At 57.3% G+C, this 14,293-nt stretch carries 11 protein-coding genes; 4 read left to right on the top strand and 7 right to left on the bottom strand.

Annotated features, from left to right (window positions below; all coding sequences use genetic code 11):
* Positions 1-9: 9 nt before the first annotated feature.
* Entirely contained in the window at positions 10-960 is a 951-nt protein-coding gene (locus tag AAF463_RS18195; RefSeq protein WP_350261235.1) for an ABC transporter substrate-binding protein, read from the top strand.
* A 76-nt stretch (positions 961-1,036) separates the two neighbouring features.
* Here the strand turns inward: AAF463_RS18195 and AAF463_RS18190 are convergent, their stop codons facing one another.
* The 4 genes from AAF463_RS18190 to AAF463_RS18175 form a co-directional block, all read right to left on the bottom strand.
* On the bottom strand, positions 1,037-2,083 hold the full coding sequence (locus AAF463_RS18190) for an AI-2E family transporter (RefSeq protein ID WP_101762704.1): 1,047 nt from the start codon (positions 2,081-2,083) through the stop codon (positions 1,037-1,039).
* Positions 2,084-2,198: 115 nt separating this feature from the next.
* Complete coding sequence (locus tag AAF463_RS18185; RefSeq protein ID WP_350261234.1) at positions 2,199-3,848, bottom strand: ABC transporter permease subunit; 1,650 nt, start codon at positions 3,846-3,848, stop codon at positions 2,199-2,201.
* A gap of 3 nt (positions 3,849-3,851) precedes the next feature.
* A complete protein-coding gene (locus AAF463_RS18180) occupies positions 3,852-4,823 on the bottom strand; it encodes an ABC transporter substrate-binding protein (protein WP_222235067.1) in 972 nt (323 codons plus the stop codon).
* On the bottom strand, positions 4,801-5,514 hold the full coding sequence (locus tag AAF463_RS18175; protein WP_350261233.1) for an ABC transporter ATP-binding protein: 714 nt from the start codon (positions 5,512-5,514) through the stop codon (positions 4,801-4,803). The genes AAF463_RS18180 and AAF463_RS18175 overlap by 23 nt, the downstream gene beginning before the upstream one ends.
* 226 nt (positions 5,515-5,740) lie before the next feature.
* Between AAF463_RS18175 and AAF463_RS18170 the strand changes: the two genes are divergently transcribed.
* On the top strand, positions 5,741-6,964 hold the full coding sequence (locus AAF463_RS18170) for an MFS transporter (protein ID WP_192236961.1): 1,224 nt from the start codon (positions 5,741-5,743) through the stop codon (positions 6,962-6,964).
* Positions 6,965-7,178: 214 nt separating this feature from the next.
* On the opposite strand, the gene AAF463_RS18165 is transcribed toward AAF463_RS18170, so the two are convergent.
* On the bottom strand, positions 7,179-7,994 hold the full coding sequence (locus AAF463_RS18165; RefSeq protein ID WP_137386675.1) for a TIM barrel protein: 816 nt from the start codon (positions 7,992-7,994) through the stop codon (positions 7,179-7,181).
* 424 nt (positions 7,995-8,418) lie between these two features.
* Here AAF463_RS18165 and AAF463_RS18160 point away from each other — a divergent pair, with 424 nt between their 5' ends.
* On the top strand, positions 8,419-9,924 hold the full coding sequence (locus tag AAF463_RS18160; RefSeq protein WP_008107947.1) for a CoA-acylating methylmalonate-semialdehyde dehydrogenase: 1,506 nt from the start codon (positions 8,419-8,421) through the stop codon (positions 9,922-9,924).
* A 24-nt stretch (positions 9,925-9,948) separates the two neighbouring features.
* Positions 9,949-10,764, top strand: a complete 816-nt coding sequence (gene iolB / locus AAF463_RS18155; protein WP_222235071.1) for a 5-deoxy-glucuronate isomerase — start codon at positions 9,949-9,951, stop codon at positions 10,762-10,764.
* Positions 10,765-10,836: 72 nt separating this feature from the next.
* Here iolB and AAF463_RS18150 read toward each other — a convergent pair whose 3' ends face one another.
* Both AAF463_RS18150 and iolC read right to left on the bottom strand, forming a co-directional pair.
* Entirely contained in the window at positions 10,837-11,682 is an 846-nt protein-coding gene (locus AAF463_RS18150; protein ID WP_350261232.1) for a MurR/RpiR family transcriptional regulator, read from the bottom strand.
* 331 nt (positions 11,683-12,013) lie between these two features.
* The gene (gene iolC, locus AAF463_RS18145) at positions 12,014-13,927 is read right to left on the bottom strand and encodes a 5-dehydro-2-deoxygluconokinase (protein ID WP_101762693.1); all 1,914 of its coding nucleotides are present in this window, start codon (positions 13,925-13,927) and stop codon (positions 12,014-12,016) included.
* Between the last annotated feature and the right edge of the window lie 366 nt (positions 13,928-14,293).

Raw genomic sequence — 14,293 nt, 5'->3', positions numbered from 1 at the left:
ATCTCCCCGATGAAATGGCTAAAACCGGTAGTTTCTACGCTGCTGCTGTGCGCGGCGTTTGGCAGTCAGGCGGCGCCTGATTTGAGTAAAGTCACGCTGGTGCTGGGCGATCAGGCACGCAATCTGCGTTCGCTGATCGAAGCGGCAGATGTCATGAAAGACGCGCCTTATCACTATCGCTGGGCGAATTTCCAGGGCGCGGCGCCGCTGTTTGAAGCGCAGCGTGCGGGTGCGGTCGATACCTCGTACGCCGGCGATTTGCCGGTGCTGATGGCGGCATCGGGCGGCGTGCCGCTGAAGATCATCGCCACCAACGTCGGTGACGCCGGTTCGAACGGGCTGATCGTCCCTGCCGATTCGCCGATCCACAGCGTGAAAGATTTGGCTGGCAAGCAGGTTGTCGTCTCGTCGGCGCGCGGCAGTATCTCGCAGCACTTGCTGTATGAGGCGTTGGAAGAGGCGAAAGTGCCACGTGATACGGTGCCGGTGCGTTTTGTGTTGCCAACCGACGCCAGCGCGGCGTTTAACTCCGGGCAGATTACCGCATGGGCGACCTTCGATCCCTATTTAGGTATTGCGGAAAAGCATGGCGCGCGTCTGCTGCGTGACGGCAAAGGGCTGACAACCGCGCTGTCGTTTGTCACCGCCACGCAAAGCTCGCTCGACGATCCCGCGAAGCGCGCGGCGATTGCGGATTTCACCCATCGTCTGGCCAAAGCGCGCGAGTGGGCGCTGGCGCATCCGCAGCAATATAACGAGGTGTATGCGCAGTTAACGCGCCTGCAACCGGCGGACGCGCAGCAGATTACTGCGCGTATTTCCCACGGTGTACGTGGCGTGACGCCGGATGATGTGGCAAAGGTGCAGAAGGTGTCGGACTTGTTTAGCGAGTTGAATATCCTGCCAAACAAAGTTGATGTACAGGCGATTACCGACAACAGCGTGTTTCAAACCCAATAACGTAAAATCACGCCGCTACGGCATGCACTGAATCTGTAGCGGCGCAATTTATTGCGCGACCTTGAGTAAAAGAGCCTTAACGCGCCCGTTTACCCGGCCGTCCATTACCCAACATAATCGCCAATCGGCTTCCGCCCGGCGTGGTTTCCATCAAAATCTTGGTCACGCTGGTGAGCGGCACCGACAGCAACATGCCGACCGGACCCAGCAGCCAGCCCCAGAAAATCAACGACAGAAACACCACCAGCGTCGAGAGTCCCAGCCCGCGCCCCATCAATCTTGGCTCCAGCATGTTGCCGAACACCATATGAATCGCGCTGAACAGCGCCGCCACCAGCATGGCGTCATAAATATCATTTAACACCAGCGCCTGAATAAATGGCGGAATACCGGCGATGATCGGGCCAATGTTGGGGATGAAATTAAGGATGAACGCCACCACGCCCCAGAACAGCGCGAACTTCACGCCGAGGAGCAGCAGCGACAGCCAAACGGCCACGCCGGTAATCAAACTCACCAGGGTTTTCAGTGCCAGATAGTGCGTCACACCTTTCAGCGCACGGTGCAGACCGGCGATGCGGATTTGTGGATTAACCATCGCATTGCGCATCTTGTACGGCAGATGACGCACTTCAAACAGCATAAACACCACGGTGAGGATCAGCAGCAGGACGTTGGTCATCGCGCCGGACAGCTGTTTTAGCACCGATGTTGCCATGTCCATCACCACGTTGGGATCGAGGCGCGCAGCCAGCGCTTCGGTAGAGATGTTGATATGAAAACGCGCGGCAAAATGTTGCACCACCGCCAGTTTCTGCTCCAGCATGGCGCGGATTTGCGGATAGGTATCGCTGAAGTCACTGGCCGAGCTGGCGAGTACAGCAATGAGTAACAGCACGACGATAAAAATCACGGTGATCACCAGCGTAATCGCCAGGCCGCGCTTGACGCCGCGTCGCATCAGCATCGTAACCAGCGGATTGAGCACAATAGCTAAAAAGCTGGCGAGTAAGAAGGGCACCAGAATGTCCGAGGCGGCGCGAATGCCCGCCAGAATAATCACCAGCATCGCCAGTTTTACCAGGATGTTCTGGCCAATTTTTTCCTGAAGCAGGTTATTCATTCTCTCTCCTGAGACAAAATTTCTCAGGAGAGTGTAGTTGATGGAAATTAACCATCTGTTTTTTAAGATAAAGAGAAATCCGGATCGCCGTGCCGTAGGGGCGCCATTATTATCATCACCGGGCATGACGCCGCATCAGCACCGTGGCCGCCAACATCAAACTCAAACTGGCGCAAAGCGTCAGCGTGGCCATCGCCATACCTTGTCCCACCGAGCCCTGTTCGAACTGACGCCAGATAAAGATCGCCACGGTTTGCGTGCCTGCCGGAGCCAGCAGCAGCGATGTCACCAGCTCGCGCGACGCTACGGCAAACACCATCATCATCGCCGCCAGCAAGCTGGGCGCGACTAGCGGCAGCACAATCAGACGCAGCGCCTGCACACGTGATGCGCCGTGCACGCGCGCCGCCGGTTGCAGCGTGGGTGCAAGCTGGCGCAGCGCGCTACTGACATAACGCACCGGCCACGGCAGCAGCAAACAGCTGTACGACAGCAGCAGAATAAACATCGTGTTGTAGGGCGAAACCGGCCAGAAACCGCGGTTCCACAGCAGAATCAACCCCACGCCCACCACCACGCCGGGCATCGCCGCAGGCAGCAGCGCCAGGCCATCCATCATCGCCAGCAAACGGGTTTTCCCTTCTGATACGCGCCAGGCGATCAGAAAACCCAGCGCGCCGGTCAGCAGCGCCGCGCCGAGCGCCAGGCCAATGCTGGTGGAGAAGGCCGCCAGCGCATCGCCTTGCTGGCTGAACAGCGCGCCGAAGTGGCGTAGCGTCAGATTACTCAGATGTAATCCGCCGGAGAGCGTATTCAGCAAGCCGCTCAGGGTCATCGCGCCGAGCGGCAGCACCACCGCCAGCAGCACGGTGACAGCAAACGGCAGCAGCATTAAGATTTGTAAGCGTCCCGCATGCGCCAGTTCCTGACTCACCGGTTTGCCACCAACCGCCGTCACATCGCTGCTGCCGGTCAGTTTGCGCTGTAGCAGCCACGCCGTGAGCGCCATCAGGCTCAGTATCAGTGACAGCGACGCCGCGCCAGGCAGATCAATCGGCCAGTCGGCGAGTTTGGTTTCAATACCGACGGTCATCAGCGTCAACTTCGCCTGCGCACCGAGCGCCGCAGGCACGCCGTACTCCTCAATCGCCAGCGTAAACGCCAACAGCACGCCGCCCGCCAATGCCGGTAAGGTGAGCGGCAAGGTGATGTGCCAGAAGCCGCGCCACGCCGATGCGCCATGCACGCGCGCCACCCAGGCGAGACGTTGCCCGCTGGCCAGCAGCGAACGCGACACCGCGAAATAGACCACCGGGAAGATGTTCAGCGTCATCACGCCAATCATGCCGCTGCTGCTAAACAGCAGGCTGTCGAAGTTGATGCCGGTGAGTTGTTCGATATAACCGTTGCGTTGCAGCGCCAGCGTCCATGACAGCGCCACAATATAGGGCGGCGTCAGAAAGGGGATCAGAAACAGCAGATCCCACAGCGCCGCGCCCGGCAAGCGGAACAGGCCGCGCAGTGCGCCGAGCGGCAAGCCCAGCAGCAAACTGCACAGCGCCACGCCGCCGCCGATTTTCAGCGTGCCCAGCCACATCGCTGCCAGTTGCGGATCGTCCAGCAGCGCCGGAAAAGCACTAAAAGCGCCGCGCCAACTGCCTTCACCTAAGTAGGGAAACAACGCTTGCAGCACGATAAACAGCAGCGGCAGCGCCACTAGCAGCAATAACGCCAGCAGAATCACGCCATTCAGGGCACGCGACATCGCTTATTGTCCGAACAGGGCGCCAAAGCGCTTTAGCACCGCCGAACGTTCGCTGCTGCCATCCTGATTAGTCGGCAATAACTTGATCTCAGTAAAAAGCGGACGTTGCGCTTTGATATCGGTACGCGCCGGCATCAGCCAGGCTTTCGCCACTTGCTCCTGACCTTCATCTGACAGCACGTAATCAACGAACTTCTTCGCATCGTCTGGGTGCTGGCTGCTTTTCAGGATCATCATCGGACGCGGTGCGACCACGGTACCGTTTTCCGGAAAGATCACCTTCACGCTCTCGCCCTGCGCGATGTTGTTATAGGTAACGTAATCGACTGCGCCAAACACCGCCGCTTTCGCGCCTTGCAGCACCGGCGTCACCGCCTGCGCGTTGGGGCCGCTCATCACCATGCCGTTGGCTTTCAGCTGGTCAAACAGCTGCCAGGCTTTTTCGCCTTCGCTGTTTTGCAGGCCAATCAGCAGATCGAGTGACGCGCCAGACAGCGCCGGATCCGGCGTGGTGACGTTATCTTTGAAGGCGGGCGCGGTGAGATCCTGCCAGGTTTTCGGCTCTGGCGTGTTGCTTTGCGTATTCCACACGATGCCGAGCGCGGAAATGCCCTGCGCGACATAGTTGGCGGTTTTGAACTGATTCGGCACCTTCGCCGCGTTGGCGCTGTTGAACGGCAGCAGCCAGCCGCGCTGTTGCAGATCTTCGGCGGTATCCCACGAAGCCGAGATCAGCACGTCGGCCTGTGGATTGGCCTGTTCCGCTTCCAGACGCGCCATCACTTTGCCGGTGGTGGCCTGGAAAATATTCACTTTGATGCCGGTCTGTTTTTCAAATCCGGCGGCAAGGCTTTTCGACAGCGAACCCGGACCGGCGGTGTATACCGTCAGCGCCTGGGCGTCGTTGATCATGATGGCGGAAGTCAACATCATCGCGCTGATGGCTCCTGTTTTAACTGACTTGAGAGATGGCATTGCAGTCCCCTGAGAGGTGAGTAACGGAAACAATCTGGCCCTGCGCCAGGTGAATGATGCGGTCGGCCAGCGTGTTGGCTTCGTCGCGATCGTGCGTAACGTAAACAGCGGTGATGCGCGCCGTGCGCAGCAAATCCGCCATGGTGTGAACCAGAGTTTCACGCAGGTCTCGGTCGAGGTTGGAGAGCGGTTCGTCGAACAGCAGAATGGCCGGTTTCGCCACTAGCGCGCGCGCCAGCGCCACGCGCTGCTGCTGGCCGCCTGAAAGCAGCGCCGGTTTGCGATCGCCAAAATCCGCAAGGCCCACCTGCGCCAGTGCGGCATCGGCCTGTTGCCGCGCGGCGGCTTTTTTCATGCCACGCATGCGCAGCGGAAAGGCGACGTTTTGCGCCACCGACATGTGCGGCCACAGCGCGTAATCCTGAAACACCATGCCAAGGTTACGTTTTTCCGGCGCATCGCAGTGGTGCGGCGATGCCACGCAGCGTTGGCCGATCCACAGTTCGCCGGCGGTGGGCTGCAACAAACCCGCCAGCAGTTTCAGCAGCGTGCTTTTGCCACAGCCGCTCGGGCCGAGCAGCGCCAGAATTTCGCCTGCGGGAATGGTCAGGGAGAGATCGTGCAGAATAGTCAGGTTATCCACCGACCATCTGAGATTTTTCAGTTCAATAGGCAGCGCGGCATGCGTCATCGGCCACCTCCCGCGAAGGCGTGAGCGTTACGCACGCGCGCCTGAGAAATCAGGGGCGTCATCAGATTGTTATCCTCTTTGGGATTTGATTGGGGGCGAGTCTACGAGCGCGATATGACGAAATGATGACCATAAAACTGGGCATTTCACTGATGCGGATAAAACCAAATGGCGTATAGTTATCCTCTTGTTATAAAAATTCCGTCACCCACGAGCGCAATCACTCATGCCTGACTCGCCTGCCGCCGCACCTGAACACGGTCGTTTTCGCCTCAATTTACTGATCCTTTCCATCGTGAAGTTCAACTTTGCCAGCTATCTCACCATCGGCTTGCCGCTGGCGGTGCTGCCCGGTTTTGTCCATGACGGACTGGGTTACAACGCCTTCTGGGCCGGATTGGTGATCAGCCTGCAATACATCGCCACGCTGCTCAGTCGCCCACACGCGGGACGCTATGCCGATATGTGGGGGCCGAAAAAAGTGGTGGTGCTGGGGCTGGTGGGATGCTTGCTGAGCGGCATCTGTATTTTGCTGTCGGCGCTCAGCGATGGGCAGGGCGTGCTGAGCCTGGTGCTGCTGTGTCTGGGGCGCGTGATTCTCGGCATCGGACAGAGTTTTTCCGGCACCGGTACGTCGCTGTGGGGCGTGGCGCGCGTCGGTTCGCTGCATATTGGCCGGGTGATTTCGTGGAACGGCATTGTCACCTATGGCGCGATGGCGATTGGTGCGCCGCTCGGCGTGGTGATTTTCCGCAGCGGCGGCTTGCTGCTGCTTTCCAGCATCATCATTGCCATTTGTGTGCTGGCAATTGCGCTGGCGCTGCCGCGCGCATCAGTGAGAGGCAGCAAAGCCAAGCCGCTGCCGTTCCGTGACGTGCTGAGCAAGGTGTATGGTTTCGGCCTGATTCTGGCGATGGGTTCCGCCGGGTTTGGCGTGATCGCCACCTTTATCACGCTGTTTTATCAGGATAAAGGTTGGGATGGTGCCGCCTTCGCGTTGACCATGTTCAGCGCCGCGTTCGTCGGCACGCGTCTGCTGTTTCCGAATGCCATCAACAAGCTTGGTGGTTTGCGCGTGGCGAGTATCTGCTTTGCGGTAGAAGCGATGGGCCTGTTTCTGGTGGCCGGTTCATTCGACCCGTGGATGGCGAAGATGGGCGCGTTCCTCACCGGCGCGGGTTTCTCGCTGGTATTCCCGGCGATTGGCGTGGTGGCGGTAAAAGTGGTGCCGCAGCAGAATCAGGGCAGCGCGCTCGCGACTTATACCGCGTTTATGGATTTATCGCTGGGCATCACCGGCCCGATCGCCGGTTTCATCATGAGTTATGCCGGCGTGTCGCTGGTCTATTTCCTCACCGCACTGCTGGTGTGTTTAGCGCTGTTCTGCACGCTGCGCATGATTAAGCAGATGCCGGAAGAGCCGATGGGGGAGGTTAAAGAGAACGCATAATTTTGCTATTGAACTCAGGCATACCCTAAATAGTTTAAGTCAGAGCAAGGCGGCAAGCGTGAGAATCCCCAGGAGCTTACGCCCGTAAGTGACTGGGGTGAGCACGGGCAGCCAACGCAGCTATGGCTTAAAATATGACGGGTATGAAAAAAAGGCCTCCGACCGAGGCCAACACTAACAAAATGTGTCATTAGACACAGATAAGGGTTCGTTTTCAGGCTTGCAGCAACTCAATGCTGTAGCGAATTTGGCGCTCAATGTCTGCTGGCTTCCACGTCTCCAGCTCGGATGAAAACGGTTCAAAGGCATACACGCCTTTATAGCCCAACATCTCCAGACGTTTCACCTGCGCCACGCTGTTCAGCACATCGCGGTCGCTGAGCATGATGCGTTGTTCATCGGTCAGTTGCGCCGTTGGGCGGGTATCTTCCACGCCGGATAAATGCACCAGACCAATATGGTTGATATCAATCTCCTGCGGGAACTCGTTTTCGGCGTTCTCATACAGGTGATGATGGAAGGTATCGAGCAGCACCTTAAACGGGACTTTTGCTTGCTGAATCAGTTGCTGCGTCTGCACCGCCGAGCGCAGCGAGCTGACCGGGAAGCCCAGCGGTTCAACCAGCCCCTGAATGCCATACTTTTCAAAGCGCGGCGCCAGTACCTGCAGCGCTTCCAGCGTCTGCTGGGGCGAAATCTCAACTCCTTCATTGAGCGGACACATCACCAGCGCTTTTGCGCCGATGGCCTGAGCTTCCTGTAGCAGCGCGTCGGCTTTAGCCAGCAGCGACTCATCGGCACGGTTAAACGGATAGAGCGCGTTAATCGTCACGATTTCAATATGGTACTTATCCGCTAGCGCGCGCAGCTGCGCCGCGCTGAGATCATCGGTTACCTTGCCGCTCTGCATGTCATTACGCAGTTCAACCTTGCTCAATCCCAGGCGTTGCACCAGCTGAAAGAAGGCTTCCAGCGTTAGCCTGGGCGCAATTTTACGGTTAATACAGAAACGGGTCGGATCGATGGCCATGTGCGGCTCCTGTAAACGGATACGGATTAGGTGCTGCAAAGAGAACATTTATTTCATTGTTATTGAATTATGAAATATCAGATATTGGATCTGCCTCGCAAAAATTTCATATTTCGTTTCGCGTTGCATGGGGAAGCTGGATTTCAGACATAAATTCGGTGCGGGCAACGGCTTAGCGGCAGAGCGGTTTGGTGAGCCTTTAGCACCAGCAGTGCAGCGCTACGGGCTGATTGACACCCGGCTGTCAGCGCAGGCGGAAAAAATGCGATCCATGCCGCTAAAAGGAAATTTTCTAAAAAGAAGTATTTGAAAAATTCATTTCATTACGATAGCTTCATAGCACGCTTTAAGTATTGCCTGCACACGCAGCGTCGCGGTTCGAACGGGCTATCTGCAGGGAACTTCACATCTAAGAGGCAACGACATGACTATCGTAGGAAACTTTATCGGCGGCAAAATTACCCACAGCGCCAGCAATGAAACCATTCCCGTGTACGATCCGGCGACCGGCAAAGTCGTGCGTGAACTGACGCAGAGCACCGCCGCTGAAGTGGAAAAGGCGATTGAAGTCGCGCATGCCGCCTTCCCGGAATGGTCGAAAACCGCGCCGTTGCGTCGTGCCCGTGTGATGTTCAATTTTAAAGCGCTGATGGAAAAACACCGCGAAGAGCTGGCGGCACTGATCGTGTCTGAGCACGGTAAAGTGTGGTCCGATGCGCTGGGTGAACTGACGCGCGGTATCGAAGTGATCGAGTATGCCTGCGGTATTCCACATCTGATTAAAGGTGAGAACTCACCGAGTGTGGGCACCGGCGTTGACAGCTATTCGCTGATGCAGCCGGTCGGTGTTGTCGCCGGTATCACCCCATTTAACTTCCCGGCGATGGTGCCACTGTGGATGTTCCCCATCGCGCTGGCGTGCGGCAACACCTTTATCCTCAAGCCACCGGCGCTGGATCCTTCCGCATCTGTGCGCATGGCCGAACTGCTGAAAGAAGCGGGCCTGCCGGATGGCGTATTCAACGTGGTGCATTCGTCTAACGAAGATGCCGAGCAGCTGTACAAAGATCCGCGCATCGCCGCGGTCAGCTTCGTGGGTTCTTCCGGCGTAGCGGAGCACATCTATAAAACTGCCAGCGCCCACGGTAAACGCGTGCAGGCGTTTGGTGCGGCGAAAAACCACGCCATCGTGATGCCCGATGCCGATCTCGATGCCACCGTGAACGCCATTATGGGCGGCGCGTTTGGTTCAGCGGGTGAACGCTGCATGGCGCTGCCGGTTGTGGTTGCCGTGGGTGACGACACCGCAGACAAACTGATTGCGCGTCTGACGCCGCTGATCAAAGCGCTGCGCGTCGGTCCTGGCATCCAGAAAGGTGCCGAAGAGAATGAAATGGGGCCGGTGGTTTCTGCTGCGCACCAGAAGAAAGTGCTGGGCTACATCGACAAAGGTGAGCAGGAAGGCGCGAAGCTGGTGGTTGATGGCCGCGGCATACAGGTTGCTGGCCATGCAGAAGGTTACTACGTTGGCGGCACGCTGTTCGACAATGTGACGTCGGATATGACTATCTGGCGCGAAGAGATCTTCGGGCCGGTGCTGAGCATCATGCGTTCCAGCGATTACGACAGCGCACTGCAGCTGGTTAACAGCCACGAATTCGGTAACGGTAGCGCCATCTTCACCAGCAACGGCCACACCGCGCGTGAGTTCGTGCAGAACGTCGAAGCTGGCATGGTTGGCGTTAACGTGCCGGTTCCGGTTCCGATGGCGTTCCACAGCTTCGGCGGCTGGAAGCGTTCGGTATTTGGTGCGCTGAACGTGCACGGTCCAGACGGCGTGCGTTTCTACACCCGCATGAAAACCGCCACCGTGCGTTGGCCGAGCGGCCAGCAGACCGTATCTGAGTTCAGCATGCCGACGCTGGGCTAATTTCGCTCAACAAGGAGGAACAGGATGTCTCTGATTTCGAAAGCGCAAAAACCCGACAGTAACGGCCGCATCCAGCACGTCACGCCGGAAAGCGCGGGCTGGGAATATGTCGGCTTCGACGCTTATCTGCTGAAAAAAGGGCAGAGCCTGAAGCTGAGCAGCGGCGACAAAGAGTTGTGTCTGGTGCTGGTGGCGGGCTTTGCGTCGGTGAAAACCCGCCATGCGGAGTTCCCAAATCTCGGCAAGCGTCTGTCGCCGTTTGAACGCATTCCACCTTATTCGGTGTATGTGCCGCATAACGACGAAGTGGAAGTGTATGCGGATAGCGATCTGGAGCTGGCGGTGTGTAATGCACCGAGCAGCGGCAACCTGCCGGCGCGACTGATTGCGCCGGAAGATGTTGGCGTTGAGCAGCGTGGTAAAGGGCGTAATCAGCGTCTGGTGCACAACATTCTGCCGGACAATAAAGAGGCAGACAGCCTGCTGGTGGTGGAAGTCTACACCGATGAAGGCGCGACCAGTTCGTACCCCAGCCACAAGCACGACCAGAAAAACAGCCCGGACGAAACCTATCTGGAAGAGACCTACTATCACCGTTTCGATCCTGAGCCAGGTTTCGCCATGCAGCGCGTTTATACCGACGACCGTTCACTCGACGAGTGCATGGCGCCGTATAACCGCGATGTGGTGACAGTGCCGCGTGGCTATCATCCGGTGGCAACCATTGCCGGGTACGATAACTACTATCTCAACGTGATGGCGGGTCCAAAACGTCTGTGGAAATTTACCTGGGAGAAGGATCACGCCTGGGTGAACAGCGACCAGTATCCGCGTTCGTAGATTGCACATCAATGTAAGAAGGGCAGCCAGGTAGCTGCCCTTTTTTGTTAGCTGGTCGACTCTGCGAAGAGATTATTCTCTGGCCACGTTGTTGTTCAGCGCCAGCGACACGGCGAGCGTCTGTGCCAGACACAGCGAAGCGACCTGCGAACGGAAGCCATCCACTTGCGCTTCACGCACCACAAAACACACATCGCTGAAGGCGGCCAGCGGGCTGACCTGACTGTCGGTGATGGCAATCAGATGCGCGCCACGTTTGGCACCCAACTCAACCAACTCCACCGCTTCACGCGCGTATGGCGAATAGCTGATGGCGATCACCACGTCTTTCGGGTTCACCATGCTCAGCTGCTCGGTGAACATGCCACCGAGGCCGTCGATCAGGAACGCACGACGCTCCAGATGGCGCAGCGCATACACCAGATACGATGCCACGCTGAATGAGCGACGCAGGCCGATGATGTAGATGTTCTCGGCTTCATCGAGCATTTTCACCGCGCGGTTGAGCTGGTCCGGATTGACCTGCATCGCCAGCTGTTGCAGCGCCTGGCTGTTGACCATGGTGAAGACGTTGAGGATTTCGGCCGGGCTTTCGGGTGAAGTGGCGCTGTCGTCGGTGGCGGTCTGGCGGAACAGACGTGCGCGCTCGGTATAGTTAACGGTCTCTTCCATCAGGTGCTGACGGAAAACCTGTTTCATTTCGTTGAAGCCGCTGAAGCCAAAGGCGTTGGCAAAGCGGATCAGCGTCGAGGGCGGCACATCGGCATGTTGTGCAATGGAAGCAACGGTATCGAAAGCGATGCTGTTACTGTTATCAAGGATATAACGAGCCACCTGCTTCAGGCGTTTGCTCAGCGTCTCATAGCGACGACGGATCTCGTCCTGTAACAAGGTTAATTGCGTTGGATTATTGGTCATTACTTCGGCCCGCTAGAAAAGAAAATATGGCTGGATAATGAGCGCTATAGTACCAGATGGATGGAAAATTTCATTTGTTTGACATCATCGTGACGCTTATTTCATCGGTTTATGAAATGCCTCACAGAATATGCAGGTTTTCCCCTCACCCTAACCCTCTCCCGCAAGCGGGCGAGGGAACCGTCTTGTGCGGCTTAGCAGATCGAGTTCAATACTCAACAATTGCTGGATCGGTCCCTTCTCCCGCTGGCGGGAGAAGGCTAGGATGAGGGCCAGCGAGCACAATCAAAAAAGCGGCCAATTGGCCGCTTTTTCCCTGCTAACTTCGCACTTAACCGCGTACAGCGCGCCAGTAGCCGATCAACCGCAGGTAGTTCCCTTTCACGGTCTCAACCAGCGCTGTATCATCCAGCTCGCCTTGCAGCCACTGGCGTGACGGCTGGCCGAAGATGGTGCGACCTACCGCGAAACCTTTCACCCACGGCGCTTGCGCTGCGGCGGCGAAACCGGCTTTCAGCGTCTCTTCCGGGGCATCGAGGCCCAGCAGCAGAATGCCGCGGCAGTGCGGGTCGTTCTGCTCGATCAACCCACTGATCGCCTGCCAGCTTTCGGCAGACAGCGGCGGCAGTTTCCACCAGTCTGGCTGAATGCCAAGGCTGTAGAAGTGGCTCAGCATGTCGTAATAGTAGGATTCGTTACGGTCCGGATTGCTCTCCGGCAGAATCAGCTCCAGCAGCAGTTCGTGCCCGCTCTTGTTACAGCCATTCCACACATCGAGCACCAGCTCATCCTGCTCTTTACGCAGTTCCGCGCTGTCGTGCGGATGGTAGAACACCAGACATTTTACCACGTGCTCGGCTGGCCAGTCGACCAGCTGTGAGCCGATGTTGCCGTGTTCAAGGCGCAGCGGACGTGAACTTGGCAGCTCAATTGGACGCCCAATCCACCAGTTTTTACCGGTAATCGCGTTCAGCGCTTTCTGGCCGTAAGTGGTATCCGCGAGGATGCCGCTCTTTTCATTCAGGCCGGCTTCATTGGCCGCTTCTTCTGCGGCACGCAGCAGCAGCAGTTTCAATTCTGGGATGCGCGCTTCGCTGACGCCCGCTTCGCGTGCCATATCAGCCAGCTGTTTGCGATGGTCGAAGGCGAACACATTCAGCTCTGGCCACTGCTGTTTACGCGTGGTGACGCGATGCAGGTGATTAAGACGTACATCAAGATCCGGACGTTTCACCTCTTTATCGCGGCTAAGGAAATCGTCCAGCTCTTCTTTGGTCGGCATCGCCGGTGCACAGCCGTGGCGCGAAACCACCAGCGCGCCACAGGCGTTCGCGTAACGGCACGCTTGCTCCCAGCTTTCATCATTCAGCCAGCCGCGCAGCAGGCCAGACATAAAGGCATCGCCCGCACCCAGCACGTTCAGCACTTCAACGCGCACGCCGCTCTGCAGTTTGGTCTGTTCCCAACTATCCGGGATCTCGCCCTCAAACACCACGCAACCCAGCGGACCGCGTTTGCACACTAATGTGGCCTGGCTCGATTGACGCACATTTTTCAGCGCGGTCAGCGTATCGGTGCTGCCACCAGCGATATGGAACTCTTCTTCCGTTCCGACCACCAAATCGAAATAGTGCAGCACTTCCTGCAGTTGTTGCGTCACTTCGCCCGATTCAATGAAACGCGTTTCGCCGTCGCCGAGTGAGGTCAATCCCCACAGCACCGGACGATAATCGATATCCAGCGCGGTGCGCAGGCCGTTGCGTTTGGCGATATCCAGCGCTTTCAGTACGGCGGCGCGGGTTTGCGGATGCGAAAGGTGCGTGCCGGTGACGGCGACCGCGCGTGAAGAGGTGATGAAATCTTCGTTAATATCTTCCGGCACCAGCCCCATATCGGCGCAGTTGTCGCGGTAGAAGATCAGGGGGAAGCTCTCTTCATCTTTGATCCCAAGGATCACCAGCCCGGTCAGGCGCTGCTTATCGGTAATCAGGCCATCGGTATTGCAGCCCGCACGTTGCAGCTCTTCACGCAAAAAGCGGCCGTTATGCTCGTCACCTACGCGCGCCAGCATCGCCGATTTCAGGCCCTGGATCGCCGTACCGTAGGCCACGTTGCCGGAAGACCCGCCGAGATATTTGTTGAAGCTGGTCATATCTTCCAGGCGTGATCCAATTTGCTGACCGTAGAGGTCGACGGCGATGCGTCCGATACAAATCACATCAAGCCGCTTCTGTTGTGTACTCATACCTATTGTTTCCTTCTGTGATAAGCAGACACTGCGGGCGCTGCCGCCCAACGTCGAGCGCTTTGCTTCCGGGTTCTCAAGGTGCCTGATTGGCTTTGGTCGCAGTATGAGGAATAAAAATTCCAAATTCAATATGAAATGAAACATCCATCACGATTTTGTGAGCCAGGTAAAACTCTGACCAGGCCGCAAAGCAGCGTTGGAATCTTTCGGAGTTTCAGTGATAGTCAGGCTTGTGAGCCAGGTCTCAGGAAATTGCTGGCGAATCAAGGAAGCTACTGAAGTGAAATGAAATTTCGTTATGACCTGCAAATGACCTGTTACTGTTCCACTTTTCCCCCTTTCGCGGCTTGCGCAGCCCACGTT

This window comes from Pantoea sp. BJ2, assembly GCF_040255075.1.
Taxonomy (GTDB): Bacteria; Pseudomonadota; Gammaproteobacteria; order Enterobacterales; family Enterobacteriaceae; genus Pantoea; species Pantoea leporis.
The sequence above is the reverse complement of the archived record's forward strand: the minus strand, read 5'-3'. Positions and strand labels throughout refer to the sequence as shown.

Excerpts from the sequence above, each read along its gene's own strand:
- AAF463_RS18195 (WP_350261235.1), top strand. The coding sequence starts at position 10 with ATGAAATGGCTAAAACCGGTAGTTTCTACGCTGCTGCTGTGCGCGGCG.
- AAF463_RS18150 (WP_350261232.1), bottom strand. The coding sequence starts at position 11,682 with ATGACCAATAATCCAACGCAATTAACCTTGTTACAGGACGAGATCCGT.
- AAF463_RS18190 (WP_101762704.1), bottom strand. The coding sequence starts at position 2,083 with ATGAATAACCTGCTTCAGGAAAAAATTGGCCAGAACATCCTGGTAAAA.
- iolC (WP_101762693.1), bottom strand. The coding sequence starts at position 13,927 with ATGAGTACACAACAGAAGCGGCTTGATGTGATTTGTATCGGACGCATC.
- AAF463_RS18180 (WP_222235067.1), bottom strand. The coding sequence starts at position 4,823 with ATGCCATCTCTCAAGTCAGTTAAAACAGGAGCCATCAGCGCGATGATG.
- iolB (WP_222235071.1), top strand. The coding sequence starts at position 9,949 with ATGTCTCTGATTTCGAAAGCGCAAAAACCCGACAGTAACGGCCGCATC.
- AAF463_RS18160 (WP_008107947.1), top strand. The coding sequence starts at position 8,419 with ATGACTATCGTAGGAAACTTTATCGGCGGCAAAATTACCCACAGCGCC.
- AAF463_RS18165 (WP_137386675.1), bottom strand. The coding sequence starts at position 7,994 with ATGGCCATCGATCCGACCCGTTTCTGTATTAACCGTAAAATTGCGCCC.
- AAF463_RS18175 (WP_350261233.1), bottom strand. The coding sequence starts at position 5,514 with ATGACGCATGCCGCGCTGCCTATTGAACTGAAAAATCTCAGATGGTCG.
- AAF463_RS18170 (WP_192236961.1), top strand. The coding sequence starts at position 5,741 with ATGCCTGACTCGCCTGCCGCCGCACCTGAACACGGTCGTTTTCGCCTC.
- AAF463_RS18185 (WP_350261234.1), bottom strand. The coding sequence starts at position 3,848 with ATGTCGCGTGCCCTGAATGGCGTGATTCTGCTGGCGTTATTGCTGCTA.